At 53.3% G+C, this 16,564-nt stretch carries 11 protein-coding genes; all 11 read right to left on the bottom strand.

The features are described 5' to 3' along the window. Positions 1 to 296: 296 nt before the first annotated feature. The 11 genes from alaS to rny all read right to left on the bottom strand — a co-directional run bounded on the left by alaS (position 297) and on the right by rny (position 16,440). Positions 297 to 2,936 (bottom strand): alanine--tRNA ligase, encoded by a 2,640-nt coding sequence (alaS, locus tag RIN67_RS05010; protein WP_264999908.1) that lies wholly within the window; start codon positions 2,934 to 2,936, stop codon positions 297 to 299. Positions 2,937 to 3,210: 274 nt separating this feature from the next. Continuing rightward, positions 3,211 to 4,569 (bottom strand): DEAD/DEAH box helicase, encoded by a 1,359-nt coding sequence (locus tag RIN67_RS05005; protein ID WP_264999907.1) that lies wholly within the window; start codon positions 4,567 to 4,569, stop codon positions 3,211 to 3,213. A gap of 1 nt (position 4,570) precedes the next feature. Beyond that, positions 4,571 to 5,530, bottom strand: a complete 960-nt coding sequence (locus tag RIN67_RS05000) for a DHH family phosphoesterase (protein ID WP_107739331.1) — start codon at positions 5,528 to 5,530, stop codon at positions 4,571 to 4,573. Between the two features lie 94 nt (positions 5,531 to 5,624). Further along, a complete protein-coding gene (gene dinB, locus RIN67_RS04995; RefSeq protein WP_264999905.1) occupies positions 5,625 to 6,734 on the bottom strand; it encodes a DNA polymerase IV in 1,110 nt (369 codons plus the stop codon). A gap of 146 nt (positions 6,735 to 6,880) precedes the next feature. Continuing rightward, positions 6,881 to 7,327: a preprotein translocase subunit YajC gene (yajC, locus tag RIN67_RS04990; RefSeq protein ID WP_056943853.1), complete on the bottom strand. Its 447-nt coding sequence runs from the start codon at positions 7,325 to 7,327 to the stop codon at positions 6,881 to 6,883. Between the two features lie 161 nt (positions 7,328 to 7,488). Then, entirely contained in the window at positions 7,489 to 8,505 is a 1,017-nt protein-coding gene (ruvB, locus tag RIN67_RS04985; protein WP_024746973.1) for a Holliday junction branch migration DNA helicase RuvB, read from the bottom strand. Positions 8,506 to 8,523: 18 nt separating this feature from the next. Continuing rightward, entirely contained in the window at positions 8,524 to 9,126 is a 603-nt protein-coding gene (gene ruvA / locus RIN67_RS04980; RefSeq protein WP_264999904.1) for a Holliday junction branch migration protein RuvA, read from the bottom strand. 76 nt (positions 9,127 to 9,202) lie between these two features. Continuing rightward, positions 9,203 to 11,209 carry a DNA mismatch repair endonuclease MutL gene (gene mutL, locus RIN67_RS04975; protein ID WP_264999903.1) on the bottom strand — a complete coding sequence of 669 codons (2,007 nt, stop codon included), beginning with the start codon at positions 11,207 to 11,209 and terminating at the stop codon, positions 9,203 to 9,205. Between the two features lie 29 nt (positions 11,210 to 11,238). Next, entirely contained in the window at positions 11,239 to 13,920 is a 2,682-nt protein-coding gene (gene mutS / locus RIN67_RS04970) for a DNA mismatch repair protein MutS (RefSeq protein WP_264999902.1), read from the bottom strand. Positions 13,921 to 13,955: 35 nt separating this feature from the next. Continuing rightward, a complete protein-coding gene (locus RIN67_RS04965) occupies positions 13,956 to 14,753 on the bottom strand; it encodes a TIGR00282 family metallophosphoesterase (protein ID WP_264999901.1) in 798 nt (265 codons plus the stop codon). Between the two features lie 127 nt (positions 14,754 to 14,880). Beyond that, the gene (rny, locus tag RIN67_RS04960) at positions 14,881 to 16,440 is read right to left on the bottom strand and encodes a ribonuclease Y (RefSeq protein WP_107739297.1); all 1,560 of its coding nucleotides are present in this window, start codon (positions 16,438 to 16,440) and stop codon (positions 14,881 to 14,883) included. Between the last annotated feature and the right edge of the window lie 124 nt (positions 16,441 to 16,564).

Below are 16,564 nucleotides of genomic sequence, written 5' to 3'. Positions count from 1 at the left end.
ACCCCCGCACTTCCTCACTTAGTGTCAATTTTACTCGATTGACTAGCAAACTACAACGACCGACCCCCGATGTAATGTTTTCGTAATACAACAACTTGCCATCGCCCAATACTCAGCATCGGTCTTGAAATACCGTTTAATTTCCCCAGTTCTATGATACCACCTGACCGGTTGATTCGAGACGATAACGCTGGGGAAAATGGCCAGGATACTCCCACAACAAGCAAAAGAACCTGAGACCATCTTCGTCCCAGGTTCTTCAGTTCTTGACAACTTGTGTTGGACCCTTGCGGTCACTAAGCTTGGGTCGTCAACCAATCCGCTGCGGCGGCCATGGCATCCGGCAACCCTGCTGGGTTCTTCCCCCCGGCCTGAGCCAGGTTTGGCCGACCGCCACCACCACCGTTGATCTTCGGTGCAATGGCTTTGATCAAGTCGCCCGCCTTGACCTGCTTTTGCTTATCGGCACTGACGGCTACCAGCAAGTTTGCCTTGCCGTTGACTTCTGCTCCCAAGACCAAGACGTCAGATAAGGCCTTTTCACGCCAAGTATCGGCTAAAGCCCGCAGTTGGTCCATCTTCGAAACCTGGACGGTCCCGCTGATCAAACGATACTGACCCGCTTGGACGACCTTTTCGAAGACCGCACCAGCTTGTTCGCCGGCCAACTTGCCTTCCAACGTGGCTTGCTTTTGTTGCAATTCCTTAACTTGGGCTTGTAAGGCTTGGACCTTACCCGCCACGTCACTGAGTTGCGTGACCTTCAAGTCGTTTGCGACTGACCGCAAGACGTTGTCGTGGTCGTTCAAGTACTTGTAAGCGGCGCCGGAGGTCACGGCTTCAATCCGCCGGACACCCGCACCGACCCCGGATTCCGAGGTAATCTTGAACAACCCGATTTCGTTGGTGTTCTTAACGTGGTTCCCACCACAGAACTCGGTTACGAAATCACCGGCGCTCACGACCCGGACAGTCTTCCCGTACTTCTCGCTGAACAGGGCAATCGCACCCATCTTCTTGGCACTCTCGATATCGGTAACCACCGTCGTGACCGGAAGCTCCGCGAAGATCTGCTGGTTCACGATGGCCTCAGCCTTAGCTAAGTCCGCAGGGTCAACTTGACCGAAGTGGGTGAAGTCAAACCGCAAGTAGTCCCCTTCAACCAAGGAACCAGCTTGCTGGGTGTGTTCCCCGAAGACGTTCCGCAAGGCCTTATCCAGCAAGTGGGTCGCCGTATGGTTCTTTTCCACCTTGCTGTGGAAGACTTGGTCAACCTTCAGGGCATACTTGGTGCCCTTCTTCAAAGGTGCCACCACGTCTAAGGTGTGCAGGTTCTGTCCGTTAGGGGCGTGTTGAACGTCCGTAACGTGGGCGACTACGTGGCCGTCTAGGTCGTAGATGTCCCCTTTATCGGCCACTTGACCACCCATTTCAGCGTAGAATGGCGTGGTATCAAACATCGCCTCGGCCGTCCCGCTAACGGCTTCATCCGCCAACTGATCATCAACGACCAGTTCCGTCAACGTACTTTGGGTCTCTAATTGGGTATAGCCGACATACTCGCTTGGCGTCTTCACGTTGATCAACAAGTCGTGTTGTAAGCCCATGGCCTTTTGCTTGCCTCGAGCATTCCGGGCACGGTCCTTTTGCTTTTGCATCTCAGCCTTGAACCCAGCTTGGTCGACAGAGATGCCCTGGTCGATCGCATATTCCTGCGTTAATTCAACCGGAAACCCATAGGTATCGTAAAGCTTGAAGGCGTCCGCCCCAGCAATCTCTTGGCCCCCGTTTTGCTTCAGGTCCGCAATCAGGCCGTTCAACAGGTCCAACCCACCATTCAAAGTCTCACCGAACCGGTCTTCTTCTGACCGAACGACCTTGGCAATGTAGTCCTTTTGTTGTAAGACTTCTGGGTAATAGGACTGCATGATTTCGCCTACGATTGGGACTAATTGGTCCAAGAAGGCGCCCTGAATCCCTAACTTCTGGCCGTTAACAACGGCCCGCCGGATCAACCGCCGGATAACGTAGCCTCGGCCTTCGTTGCCAGGCAAAGCACCGTCGCCAATGGCAAAGGTAATGGCCCGCGCGTGGTCCGCAATCACCTTAAAGGAGATGTCGTCCTCCGCATCGGCGCCGTACTTCTTCCCCGCGCTGAGCGCTTCCGTCTTGTGAATAATCGGCAAGAAGAGGTCGGTCTCGAAGTTCGTCTTGGCGTTCTGGAAGATCGAAACGACCCGTTCTAAGCCCATCCCCGTATCAATGTTCTTCCGGGGAAGTGGCTTGTAGCTGCCGTCAGGTTCATGGTTAAATTGTGAGAACACAATGTTCCAAACCTCCAGGTACCGTTCATTCTCACCACCCGGGTAGTTCTCGGGATCATCTTCTGCGAGGTTGTTGAAGCTTTCTCCCCGGTCGTAGAAGATTTCGGAATCGGGACCCGAAGGCCCTTCACCAATGTCCCAGAAGTTATCCTCGACGGGAATAATGTGATCTGGGGCCACACCGGCCTTTTCCCAGAATTCCTGGGCATCGGTATCCTTAGGGTAGACCGTCATGTACAACTTGTCCGGATCCCAACCGAACCAGTCTGGGGACGTTAGGAGTTCCCACGCCCAAGTAATGGCTTCTTTCTTAAAGTAATCCCCCACTGAGAAGTTCCCCAGCATTTCAAACAGCGTATGGTGCCGCGCCGTCCGACCAACGTTTTCAATATCGTTGGTCCGGATACTCTTCTGGGAACTGGTCAACCGTGGGTTCTCCGGAACGACTTGCCCACTAAAGTACTTCTTCATGGTCGCAACCCCAGAGTTGATCCACAGTAACGATGGATCATCCTTAGGGACTAGTGACGCACTTGGTTCGATGGTGTGCCCTTTGCTCTTAAAAAAGTCGAGGTACATCTGTCGAATCTGACTACTGCTTAGCTCTTTCATCTCTTAAAACCTCCAAAAAAAGATAAAAAACACCGTTGCCCGTAAAGACGCCGAAACGCGGTACCACTTTACTTGCAACGATGTTTGATCGTTAACCTCTTGAACTCATAACGCCGAGTCGCGATAAATCGAGGGAGCGCCAACTAGCGGCCGAATCGTTTTTCACAGCACCCAAAACGTTTCTGAAAATCGGCGGTTAGCGGCATATCCTCTGTTGATATTTAATTGTCCACTTGAAATTATAGGTGGCCCCAGAATGCTTGTCAATCATTGTTTATTGGTAACGGTCCGAATTACGCTTCCGCCGTTTCCGTTCGGCACGAGCCGCGGCTCGCTGCTCGATTCGCCGTTCTTGGTCCTTCTTCGCGTGAATGGCCTGCTTGATCTGGTGCTTGTACCCTGGCTTAATCTTCTTTTTCTTCTTTTTGACCATCCCAATCAACGTGGGATCCAAGTGTTGCGTGGACTTCCGTCGCTTGGTCCGGCGGTTCCGGTCGTAAGAATCAACGATCTCACCATCGCGAATTCGCTTAGGTTGGAAGTGGATACCCAAGGCTTCAATCTCGGAGACCAACTTTTCTTCTCCGGGCGAGTACAGCGTGATGGCCGTCCCCGGCATCCCCTGACGTCCCGTCCGGCCAACCCGGTGAATAAAGAACTCTAGGTCTTCCGGAATATCATCGTTGATGACGTGGGAAACGCCTTCGATATCAATTCCTCGCGCCGCCAAGTCCGTTGCCACGACGTATTGGAACTGCAAGTTCTTCACTTCACGCATGACCCGCTTCCGCTCCCGCGGCTTGATGCCCCCATGAATCATGGCGACCTTTAACCCTTGGGATTGCAGGTAATGGTGCAATTCTTCGACTCGCGTCTTGGTGTTCGCGAAGATCAAGACCAGGTAGGGTTCCCCCATCGTGATCAGTTGGTAGATCAGCCGGTTACGGTCCTGACCCTTGGTTGAAATCAACCAATTATCGATGGTATCACTGATAATCGCTGATGCGGGAATCTCTTCGATCACGGGATGGTTCAGGTATTTGCGCAAGAACGGGTTCAGCTTTTGTGGAATCGTTGCGGAAAAGACCATCATTTGTAGGTGCTGCGGCATCCGACTAGCAATCTTGTCAATCTGGTCCAAGAACCCTAGATCCAGCGTCATATCGGCTTCATCCACCACGAATTGTCGCGTGGTGTGCACGTTCAATGCGTCCGATTGAATCAAGTCCATGACCCGACCAGGCGTCCCAATCACCAATTGGGGCTGGTTATGGGCCAGCTTGGTGATTTGCCGTTTCTTATCCGTTCCCCCGACATAGTTCCCAATACGAATCTCAAAGGGTGCTTCCGCGGCCAGTTGTTCCGCTGCCGAATGGATCTGATAGGCCAACTCCCGGCTAGGCGTGGTGATTACCGCCTGGACTTGGTCATCACTGGTCAGTTGGTTAAAGATGGGTAAGAGGAACGTGTGCGTCTTACCGCTCCCCGTCTGGGACTGACCCACCACGTCTTTGCCAGAAGCAATGATGGGGATCAGCTTTTCTTGGACGGCCGTAGGGTGTTGAAACCCAATCTTATCCAAGGCCTTCATCAGGTAGTCTTGGAGGTGAAACTGTGTAAAATCTGCGGTCATTCTATTCTCCTTTATCTTGTGCAACCAAGGCGTCTAATTCCTGAACGACTTGGTCAATCTCTGCTTGGTCGTGTGCGGTCGCACCGCTGGCCAACGCATGCCCGCCACCGCCGTGCGCCTTAGCCAAACCGTTAATGGACGGTCCCTTGGAGCGTAGGCGAATCCGGTACGTGTGGTCCTTAGCTTCAACGAAGAAGGCCCAGGCCTTGACCGTGGTGATCTTCCCCGGCAAAGGCACGACCGCCGATGTCGAATCGGTCTCCCCTAACTCAAAGGGTTCCAGATCAGCATCACTCAACTTCAAGTAGGCTGCTCCACTAGGCAGAATCGTTAGGTGCTGGTAGACGTACGCGGACAACCGGGCCATGGCAGGTGAAATCTCGTCTTCGGCCTGATTGACATCGCTGGCTGAAAACCCAGTGGTCATCAACTTACCGGCCACTTCTAAGGTGTGCGCCGAGGTAGCTGGGTACATAAAGCGACCCGTATCGCCCACGATGCCGGCATAGAATAACCGCGCAGCCTCGACCGGTAACGTTAATTCATCAGCGTTGGCCGCATAAAAGTCATATAGCAGTTCTGACGTGCTAGAGGCCTGGTCACGGACCCACTGCAGGTCCCCAAAGGCATCGTCGTTGGGGTGGTGGTCGATCTTAACCACGGCCTTCCCCGTTTGCCACCGGTCATCGTCCACCCGAGGTTGGTTGGCCGTGTCGACCACGATGACTAAGGCTTCACGGTAATCCGCGTCGGTCACGTCCGTGTCGGCTTGCCCCAGCCAATCAAAACCCGGGTAATGTTTACCCACGGCCTTGACCGTCTTGTCGGGAAAACTAGCCCGTAAGATGGTCCGTAGTCCCAACTGCGCCCCAATACAATCTGGGTCTGGATGCTGGTGTCGGTGAATAATAATTGTTTGATAGTGTTTGATTTGTTCTAAAATGGCAGCTTCAATCGCCATGTTCTTCACCCATTTTCTTTCCGATTTAGTGGCGAACTCCGCCACAATACTGCGTTTCAGTATACAAGTTTTAGCGGGTAATTTCAAAAGAAACTCACTGATCACCCCAAAGTGGCAGGCTGACGTTCTCGAACGTCTGTGACGCCAGCCCCGTGATCGTGATGCCCAGTAAACGAATCTGTTCGTCCGGTGTCGCCACGCTCTGGTAAAGTTCCCAGGCCAACTCATAATAGGTCGTGGCATCGTTCGCGATAAAGTCGTCTCGCGTTATTCGCTTGGTCACCGTGGTAAAGTCACTGGTTCGTAGCTTCAAGACCAGGGTCTTCCCGTGGCGCTGTTTCCGTGCGACCGCTTGGGCTACCCGTTCGGCCAGAAACGTTAACTGGTTTTCTACTTCCCCCGCCGTGGTTAGTGGCGGCCCGTACGTACGCTCCTTGCCAATTGACTTGCGCTCCCGCAGGTAGGCGACCGGCCGCTCATCAATTCCCCGTACCCGTTGGTAGAGCACGTAGCCAAACTTCCCAAAGTCATGGATCAACGCCAGTTGGCTGCGCTGATACAGGTCGGCGCCCGTTTGGATGCCTAAATCATACATCTTGGGCACCGTCTTCTTCCCTACTCCCCGGAACCGTTTGATCGGTAACGCCATCAGAAAGTCATGGGCATCTTCCGGCAAGATCACGCTGACCCCCACCGGCTTACGGTAATCTGAAGCCTCTTTGGCCAAAAATTTGTTGTACGAAATGCCCGTGGAACAGGTCAGGTGCGTTTGGTCGTAAATCTCCGCTTGAATCTCGTGAGCGACCTGGACGGCTGAGCGGAGATGGTGCTTATTTTCGGTCACATCCAGGTAGGCCTCATCGAAGGCCACGGGTTCGATTTTGTCCGTATATTCGTGAAAGATCCGGTGAATCTGTGCGGAGACCTCGCGGTAAAGGGGAAAATTGGGCGTCTGAAAGATGGCTTCCGGACACAACTTTAGGGCTTCATTGGCGCTCATGGCCGAATGGATGCCGTGTCGGCGCGCGGCGTAATCAGCCGTTGCTACCACCCCACGTCCCCCCGTTTTGCGGGGATCCTTGGCAATCACTAAGGGGTGGTGCTTGAACTGCGGATGGTCCCGCTCCTCAATGGACGCATAAAAGGCATCCATGTCCACGTGAATAATCTTACGCTGGGTATACTTCGCTTCCGGTTGCGGCACTCCGCCCCACTCCTTTCCCGTCATGTCTGCTCTCAACGATGATTCCAAGGTCTTCCCTGTAAATTAACCTTATTATATTCGAACGAACGTTCCCTCGCAATCTTTCCCAACAAAAAAACGACCCCCACGGAGTCGTTTTTATCGGCTTATTTCGTCGTATCGTCAGCGGCAGAGTCGTCAGCTGGCTTAGCGGCATCATCAGTTGCTGACGTTTCAGCAGCACTGGTGTCTTCCTGAGCATCCTTGTCAGCTGCGTCATCAGCCTTATCAGCGGCTGGTGTCGTGACAGCTTGGGGTGCTTGAGCCGTTACCTGGGCAATGGCCCGTAAATCAAAGACCAAGTAGATCCCGTCGCAGTCCAACGTGACCGTCTTGTCAGCGTCGTTGATTTCATCAATGACCCCGTGCAGACGACCAATCGTAATGACGTGGTCTCCCTTACTTAACTTACTCATCATGTCACGGTGTTGCTTTTGTTGCTTTTGTTGTGGCCGTAACATCAAGAAGTACATCAACGCCAAGAAGACCACTAAAATGATCAACGTGGAGTATGAGCCGCCAGCACCGGCAGCGATTGCAAGATTTCCTAACACTATTCGTTCACTCCTTCGTGTCCTATCTAATGGACAACTTTACCAGAATCCGGGGAATCCGTCCAATTATTTCTGGAAATTCTAGGGATGTTCGGCATTATCTCTGCGAAAACACCGCACGCCTCCCCAACATCAGGGACGGCCACTGCGCCAGTCGTCCCTTAATTCTGCTGCGGATAAGGCCGACCCAGATGTTCGTACCCAGCGGGCGTCACGACACGCCCCTGCGCGGTTCGCTTCAAGAAGCCCCGCTGAAGTAAGTACGGTTCATACATGGCGGCGACCGTTTCGGTCTCTTCACCGATATTCGCCGCCAACGTATTCAGGCCAACCGGACCCCCGTTGTAATAATCGATCATGGTGGTCAACAACTTGATATCAATAGGATCTAGTCCCGCCGAATCAACCCGCAAGAGGGTCAGGGCGTGGTCCACAATCACGGGATCAATGGTGTCATGATCCGGCGACACTTCCGCAAAATCCCGAATCCGCTTCAGCAACCGGTTCGCAATCCGGGGTGTCCCGCGTGACCGCAACGCGATCGCCTTGGCACCTTCCGGGGCAATCGGCGTCTGGAAGATCTCCGCCGAGCGAACCACGATGTCTTCTAAATCGTCGGCATCATAGTAGGCCATGTGCTCAACGATTCCGAAGCGGTCCCGTAACGGCGCTGATAACAGTCCAGCACGGGTGGTCGCACCAATCAGGGTAAACGGCGGTAACGGAAAGTGCACCGGATGAGCGGTCGGGCCCTGCCCCACCACAATGTCGATATAGAAGTCCTCCATCGCGGAGTACAGCATTTCCTCAACCACTTTAGGCAGCCGGTGAATTTCATCAATAAATAAGATATCGCCGGGCTGCAATTCATTTAACAGTGCAACCAGATCTCCCGGCTTCTCGATCGCGGGACCACTGGTGGTTCGAATCTGAACCCCCATCTCGTTAGCAATTACCAAGGCCAACGTGGTCTTCCCAAGACCTGGTGGCCCGTACAACAGCACGTGGTCTAAGGATTCCTCCCGTTGTTTCGCGGCTTGAATATAAACCCGCAACTCGTGTTTAATGGGCGCCTGGCCAATGTACTGGGCCAGCGTTTGGGGCCGTAATGATTTTTCAACGGAATCTTCACGATCATCGGCCGGTTCTGGTGACACAAGACGGTCGTCATCTGCCATGGGCGACCCCTCCCTTCTTTATTTGGTTAAGAGCCGTAAGCCCTCACTCAAGTAATCGTTCGTACTCTGACCCGCAAATTGACGCAATTGCGGGGTAATCTTCTTGATGGCCGCTTCCCGGTACCCCAAAGCCGCTAACGCCGCTAAGCAATCATCCAATTGCGGATTGCCTTCGCCGGTTGCCACGGCTTCCGGTTCAAAGAGCTGCGAACTCGTAGCCGGCGCGAGGTCATCGAGCTTACCCTGTAAGTCCAAGACCAACTGTCCAGCCGTCTTCTTCCCCACACCAGGGAACTTAGTCAAGAAGCTCACGTCATTGGTTTTAATGGCCATCATTAGGCCATCGTGATCTGGATTCGCCAGAATCGCCAAGGCACTCTTCGGCCCGATACCACTGACGTTGATCAGCTTTAAGAATAACTGTTTTTCAGCAAAATCCGCAAACCCATATAGAGTCTGCGCCGTGTCACTAACGGCCTGATAGACATAAATCGTCACCGTCTGATCTTCCGTGTAACGGTACGGGTTCGCCGTGTTGACCAAGTACCCGACCCCGTTCACGTCCACGACGATGTGGTCCGGCGTTACCGCCGCAACGATCCCTCGTAGGTATTCATACATGGGTTGTAAGCTCCTTTAAAAAAACATATGTTTGCCTTTAAATTGTACCATACTCGCCCGCCAAAGAGTATCCCCATCAGGCTTCCCAGTCATCCCCACTCTGGTGCGGATCCTGGATACGCTTGAATAACCGTTCCAAATCTTGATCCGTAAAGTGGACCAAAACGGGGCGGCCGTGCGGACAATTGAACGGGTTCTCCGCCGTTGCCAGCTTAGCGAGCAAGGCTTGTGCTTGTTGATCATCCAGATGATGATTGGCCTTGATAGCCCGTTTACAGCTCATCATAATCGCCGTTTTCTCCCGAAAAGCGGCAACGGATAGCTTACCGTCCTTCAAGACCCAATCGATCATTTCTTTAATCGTCGCCGTCTCCTGCCCCGCTTTGAACCAGGTCGGGTGCTCATGCACGATTAGACTGTTCGGGCCAAACGACTCTAGGTGGACCCCGACGCTCGCCAAAGTCTCCAGGTGGTCATTTAACGCCAAAATATCGGTGGTTGGGTAGTCCAGAACAATCGGCACCAACAGCTTCTGCTCATCGTCACTAACTTGCCCAATGGCCTGTCGATAATACTCGTAGTTGACCCGTTCTTGGGCGGCGTGTTGGTCGACCAGGTACAGCCCATCATCGGCTTCAGCTAACAGATAGGTCCCATGAACCTGGCCTAAATACCGTAACTGTGGGAACCGCGGCTGCTCCGGGGCGGGTGACGCCGCCAGCGAGGAATCCGGTACCGGTTGTGCGGCCGGTCGGCCTAAGGGCGCCGCCGGGGTCTCCGTCTGATACTTCTGATCAAACGCCTGAACAGCAGGTAACTGGAGGTCTGATTCAGCTTGAATCATCACCGGTTCCACCGGACTGGCTGTCGGCGCCGTCAGCGGTGCCGGTCCCGCATGATCGGTCGCATCGGCTGACGGTCGCTCCGGGGTCGCCGGTATCGCTTCAGCGGTGGTGTCAGCCGTGGTCGCCGACGTCGTTTCCTGGGCACTGGGCAACGGATACTTCTGGGATGCCTGGTTCAAGGCCATGGTCAGCTGATCGCTAGCGGGCTGGTTCTGCCGCTTACGGGGCAGCTCACTGAAAACGTCCGGAATCAAGTTCTCTTGTGACAGACGTTGGTAGACCGTGGTCTCGATCAACTTGGTCAATTCCGGTTCCTGGCTAATCCGAACCTCTTGCTTGGTCGGATGGACGTTCACGTCGACCAGTAAGGGGTCCATGGTGATGGCTAAAACGGCAATCGGATAACGCCCCACCATCAATTTAGACCCATACCCGGCAATCAAGGCCTTACTGAGATGAAAGTTATGAATGTACCGACCATTCAGGAGCAATGAGATGTACTGACGACTTGCACGCGTCAATTCTGGTAAGCTGACGTACCCGGTCACTTTGAAGTCGGGATTCTCACCGTTAATGGCCACCATCTTCCGCGCACTCTGGACCCCATAGATCCCCGCAATCACCTGTTGCAGGTCTCCCCGGCCACTGGTCCGGGTCAGTTCGCGACCATTATGCACCAGCGAGAACGCAATCTGCGGATAGCTCAAAGCAATTCGGTTCACGATATCCGTGATCTTCGCCAGCTCCGTCGTGGGGGACTTCAGGTACTTTAAGCGTGCCGGGACGTTACCGAACAGGTCTGTCACGGTAATCTCCGTTCCCTTGCGCGCCGCGGCCGGTGCGTGTTCCACAATCTGACCGCCGACGTTGTGGATCAGGGTGCCGACGCCGCCCGTCGAGGTGGTCAGCGTCACATCCGCCACCGACGCAATACTGGGAAGGGCCTCGCCCCGAAACCCCAGCGACTTCACTTTAAAGAGGTCCCGACGGTCCGTGATCTTACTGGTGGCGTGCCGTTTGAAAGCCATCTCGGTATCCTCATCAGCAATCCCGTCACCGTCGTCTACCACCGTGATCCGTTTCAAGCCAGACTCCTCAACGACAATATCAATCTGGGTACTGTGAGCGTCAATGGCGTTTTCCACTAGTTCTTTCACGACCGAAGCTGGTCGTTCGACCACCTCTCCCGCCGCGATCTGGTCCGCTAAGACCGATGCGAGTTCATGTATTTTCGCCATCGCTGCTCATCCTTTCCGTGTACAATCAATTACTTATTTAGCTTCTGTTGCCACTGATAAACTTGATTCATGATGGCCATTGGCGTCATTCCCATCAGGTTTAAATCCTTTAATTGCGTCAGCACCTTGGCCTGAACGGGATTCAACTCCGGTTCATCCGTGAAGAGCGACAGCTGTTGATCCGTATCAGCCACCGGTTGCGCCTCACTCACGGGCGTCGCTGGCTGAGCCGATGTCGCGGGGGGCGTCGGTTCTGGCGTTGTGGCAGTCGGTGTCGGTGTTGCGGGTTTAGTCTGACTTTCAGTTTCCTTAGCAACGGTCGGCGCATCCGCCGCCTGTTGTTCCAGTTGCTGCAAGATAACGTCCGCCCGTTGCAGTAAGGAATCCGGCATCCCCGCCAACTTCGCGACATGGATCCCGTAAGACTTATCAGCCGGTCCTGGTTGAACTTGGTGCAAGAAGACCAAGTCTCCATCCTGCTCGACCGCCCCGACATGGACGTTCTTCAACTGGGGTAACACGTCGTCTAACGCCGTTAACTCATGGTAGTGGGTCGAAAACAGGGTCTTGGCGTGGACCTTATTGTGAACGTATTCCACGATGGCTTGGGCCAACGCCATCCCGTCGTAGGTGGCCGTTCCCCGTCCAATCTCATCGAATAGGATCAAACTGTTGGCCGTGGCCTGACTAAGTGCCCGGTTGGCCTCCTGCATTTCGACCATGAAGGTACTCTGCCCGGAAATCAGATCATCCGCCGCCCCGATACGGGTAAAAATCTGGTCAAAAATCGGCATCTGCGCGGATTCGGCGGGCACAAAGCACCCCATCTGCGCAATAATGACCGTCAACGCCAACTGCCGCATGTAGGTACTCTTCCCGGACATGTTCGGTCCGGTAATCAGAAGAATGTTGGTCTGGTCGTCCATCAAGACGTCGTTCGGAACGTAAGATTGCCGTCCCAGGACCTTTTCAACCACGGGGTGCCGTCCCTGCTTGATTGCCAACTGGTGGCCCTGTGTAAAGGTTGGCTTAACGAAATGGTAGTCTTCGCTGACCACCGCGAAGCTCTGGAGAACGTCCAGGCTGGCAATGGCCGCCGCCAACTTCTGTAATCGCGTAATGGCCTTCTTGACCTGCTCCCGTAGATCCACGAAAAGCTGGTATTCCAATGCCGTCGATTTTTCCTCCGCTTCCAGAATCAGACGTTCCTTTTCTTTCAGCTCCGGCGTTGAGAACCGTTCCGCGTTAGCTAAAGTCTGCTTGCGCTGATACCGGTCAGCTGGTAGCTTGTCCAAGTTGACCTTGGTGACTTCGATGTAGTACCCAAAGACGTGGTTATAGCCGATTTTTAGGTTGTTAATGCCCGTGACGGCGCGTTCGTGCGCTTCCAGTTCGGCCAGCCATTGCTTGCCATTACGCATCGCATCCCGATAGCTGTCCAGTTGGTCGTTATAGCCGTCGCGAATCACGCCCCCATCCGTGACCGATAAAGGTGGTTCCGGCACGATGGCGTCTTGAATCGCCGTTGCGACGTCTTCGACGGGATCTAGTTGGTCCAGCATCGGATCAAAAACGGCTTCATCCAGTTCGCTGAGGGTGTGTTTGATTTGGGGAACCTGTTCCAACGACGTCTGCAGTTGAATCAGGTCCCGACCGTTGACGCTGCCGAAGGCGACCCGACCGGCCAGCCGTTCCAAGTCATAGACTTTGACCAGTTCGGCTTGTAAACTATTCCGTTCAAAATAATGGTCGAGGAGCGCCCCAACTTTGGCCTGACGGTCCTCAATCATGGCTTGATCGATCAAGGGCCGGTCTAGCCACTGCTTCAACAGCCGGCCACCCATGGCCGTCTTGGTTTCATCAAGTAGCCATAGGAGGGTCCCCGACTTCTTCTTGGTCCGCAGGTTCTGCGTCAACTCAAGGTTTGCTTGTGATGAATGATCAAATTTAAGGAAAGCGGTTGGCCGATACGCCACCGCCCGCTGAAGATGTGCCAAACTTCGCTTCTGCGTGACCGTCACGTAGGTGACCAACATCCCCACCGTCTGAATCATCCGTTCATCCGTCAGGTCCTGTTGCACGTAACTTAATTCGGAGCTGGGTTCAATCTCCGGCTGCCGCGAAACCAGCAATCCTAGCTTCTTGAACCGCTCCGTCAGAGACGCTGGGATACTTTCGTTAACCACGACTTCCTTGGTCTGAAGACTCATCAACTCGTTCATGACCGTGGTGAGGTTATCGATTGCAGCCACCTTCAACTCACCCGTTGAAAGGTCCGTATAGGCTAGACCATAGTGGTCTGCCGTGGGCATGGTTAAGGCGGTCAAATAGTTGTTTCGTTTGGCGCCCGCTGCCCCCGTATCCGTTTGGGTCCCCGGCGTGACCAGTTGAATCACTTCCCGTTTGACCATGCCCTTGGCCAACTTAGGGTCCTCCATCTGTTCACAGATGGCCACTTTATACCCTTGGTCCACCAGAATATCAATATAATTCTGGACGGCCTTGTGGGGCACCCCACACATGGGGATGGGGTTCTTCGCACTGTGACTCCGCGTAGTCAACGTGAGTTCCAATAACTGTGACCCTTTCACGGCGTCGTCATTAAACATTTCATAAAAATCCCCCAGGCGATAGAACAAAAACGCATCCGGGTATTGATCCTTAATCTTTTGGTACTGTTCCATCATGGGTGTCAATTTTGTCTTGGTCATGAAGCGTGAGTCATCCTTCCGTTAAAAACACTTGGTTAACTTTGATAGGGGTGTTGGGGACTGATCAGAATCGGTCGAATCGCCCGCGCGTGCCCCGTCTGATCGTTCAGGTCAATGACGCAACCAGATAACAGGCCCGGTCCTTGCGTCTGAACCGTATACCGTGCGGGGCGCTGATTCTCAAAGCGCGTGATAACGCTATCCGCCTGCATCCCTAAGATGCTGTCTGCCGGTCCCGTCATACCCACTTCCGTTAAAAAGGCCGTCTGGTGGTCGAGTACCTGGGCGTCACTGGTCTGCACGTGCGTGTGGGTCCCCACAACGGCCGAGACATCCCCCGTGAAACGCATCGCAAAAGCCCGCTTCTCACTGGTTACCTCACCATGGAAATCTACGAACACGAACGGTGTATCGAGCTCCGGCACCAGGTCGGCCATCGTGGCAAAGGGATCATCGACCAATTGGTTCATAAAGACCCGGCCCTGAATATTCACGACCGCCAGCATCTGCTGATTGACTTTGACCTTAGTCCAACCTTGTCCCGGCGTCTTTCCTGGGAAATTCACGGGCCGGACCAGGCGCTTAGCGTCATCGATGAACTCGAATAATTCGGCGTTATCCCAGGTATGGTTCCCCATGGTCACCACGTCGGCCCCGTCTTTTAGAAGTTGCTTATAAATTTTATAGCTAATGCCGCGACCCACCGGCGTTGAATTTTCACCATTCACAATCGTGACTTGGGGTTTTAAGTCCCGCTTCAACTGAGGAAGGTACTCGTGAATCATCGCCATCCCCATATCACCAACTACGTCGCCAACAAAAAGAATCCGCATCGTTATGCCCCTATCTTGGCGCGCCCCTTACTTTCAGACGACACCCTTATAAATACTACTTATTTTACCATGATTGTTCCGGCAGTGACGTAAAAAAGCTAGGACCCTAAGGCCTAGCTTCTCTGACTTATTTCGCATATTCAACTGACCGAACTTCCCGAATAACTGAAACCTTGACGTGTCCTGGATAATCCAGATCACCTTCAATTTGTTTCTTGATGTCGCGGGCCAAGACCACGGCATCCGTATCGGAAATTTTCTCGGGCCGCACGATGACTCGAACTTCACGTCCCGCCTGAATGGCAAAGCTGTGATCCACACCATCAAAACTATTGGCAATGGTTTCCAGCTTATCTAAGCGGTGAATGTAGCTTTCTAAGGAGTCTGAACGTGCGCCTGGCCGAGTCGCCGAAATCGTATCAGCTGTCCCGACCAGTTCCGCAATCACAGATTGCGGCGCCGTTTGATCCGCTTGCGCAGCGATGGCGTTCACTACCGTGGAACTTTCCCGGTATTTCTTTGCCAGTTCTGTTCCTAAGGTAATGTACGAACTATCATCTTCATGCTCTGCAGCGCGGCCAATATCATGTAATAATCCTGCACGTTTTGCTAACGTAACATCCTCACCGAGTTCCGCTGCTAAGACCCCAGTGATCTTCGCAACTTCAATTGAATGGGCCAAAGCGTTTTGCCCATGAGAAATCCGGAAATTCAACCGCCCGACCAGCTTAATCAGCTCGGGGTGCATGGAATGAATTCCCAAATCAAAGGTCGCCTGCTCGCCCAGTTCCCGAACATGCTCGCCGAGTTCCTTCTTCGCTTTAGCCACCATTTCTTCAATCCGCGCGGGATGAATCCGCCCGTCTTGAATCAGTTTTTCAAGCGCAATCTTGGCAACCTCGCGCCGTAAGGGGTCGAAGCCGCTTAAGACGACTGCTTCCGGCGTATCATCGATAATCAAATCGATACCGGTCAGCGTTTCTAAGGTCCGAATATTACGACCTTCACGGCCAATAATACGCCCTTTCATGTCATCGTTCGGTAACGTCACGACCGTGATGGTGGTCTCCGTGACCATATCCGCGGCACTCCGTTGAATTGCCGAAACGATGAGATCCTTGGCGCGTTCTTGAGCCGTCTTCCGCGCAGTCTCTTCGCTTTCTCGAATCATTTTAGCACGTTCACCCGCTAAGGCCTGCTTCGCCTCAGATAAAATCAGGTCGCGTGCATCATCCTGGGATAGCGCCGCAACGGATTCCACCGTTGCTTGCCGCTTTTCAATCAGTGAGTCTGCTTGCTGTTGCTTCTTGGTTAAGTTCTGCTCTTCAGCGCTCAGCTTTTTGTCCCGTCGGTTCAACGAATTTTCCCGCTTCTCTAAGGAACTGTCCTTACGATCCAGCGTCTCTTCCCGTTGAATTAACCGGTCTTCTTGCTTCTGAACTTCAGCTCGCCGTTGCTTGAGCTCTTGTTCAACTTCTGCACGATACTTATGACTGTCTTCCTTCGCACTCAACAGTGCTTCTTTAGTCGACGTCTCCGCTTGCTTGCGCGCTTCCGCCAGCACACCCTTGGCCGTGTACTTAGCAGCATCTAACTTGCGTTCATGGACGGACTTCCGAAAATAATAACCACCCACGACACCAACAACGATAGCGATGATTGCGAGGATTATAATTGGAACACTCATGATTCCACCTCCGCATCATCAAAAATGACTAATTTGTAATCAGACTTTTCAAGATGTTTGTATGATAACTGACACAAATTCAATTTTAATAGTTGCCACAAAGACTGTCAACTAAACTCATCAG

It is taken from the genome of Levilactobacillus namurensis, assembly GCF_032197885.1.
Classification (GTDB): Bacteria; Bacillota; Bacilli; order Lactobacillales; family Lactobacillaceae; genus Levilactobacillus; species Levilactobacillus namurensis_A.
This window is presented reverse-complemented; position numbering and strand designations above follow the sequence as displayed.

Excerpts from the sequence above, each read along its gene's own strand:
- alaS (WP_264999908.1), bottom strand. The coding sequence starts at position 2,936 with ATGAAAGAGCTAAGCAGTAGTCAGATTCGACAGATGTACCTCGACTTT.
- rny (WP_107739297.1), bottom strand. The coding sequence starts at position 16,440 with ATGAGTGTTCCAATTATAATCCTCGCAATCATCGCTATCGTTGTTGGT.
- ruvB (WP_024746973.1), bottom strand. The coding sequence starts at position 8,505 with ATGGCAGATGACGACCGTCTTGTGTCACCAGAACCGGCCGATGATCGT.
- RIN67_RS05000 (WP_107739331.1), bottom strand. The coding sequence starts at position 5,530 with ATGGCGATTGAAGCTGCCATTTTAGAACAAATCAAACACTATCAAACA.
- mutL (WP_264999903.1), bottom strand. The coding sequence starts at position 11,209 with ATGGCGAAAATACATGAACTCGCATCGGTCTTAGCGGACCAGATCGCG.
- RIN67_RS04965 (WP_264999901.1), bottom strand. The coding sequence starts at position 14,753 with ATGCGGATTCTTTTTGTTGGCGACGTAGTTGGTGATATGGGGATGGCG.
- mutS (WP_264999902.1), bottom strand. The coding sequence starts at position 13,920 with ATGACCAAGACAAAATTGACACCCATGATGGAACAGTACCAAAAGATT.
- ruvA (WP_264999904.1), bottom strand. The coding sequence starts at position 9,126 with ATGTATGAATACCTACGAGGGATCGTTGCGGCGGTAACGCCGGACCAC.
- RIN67_RS05005 (WP_264999907.1), bottom strand. The coding sequence starts at position 4,569 with ATGACCGCAGATTTTACACAGTTTCACCTCCAAGACTACCTGATGAAG.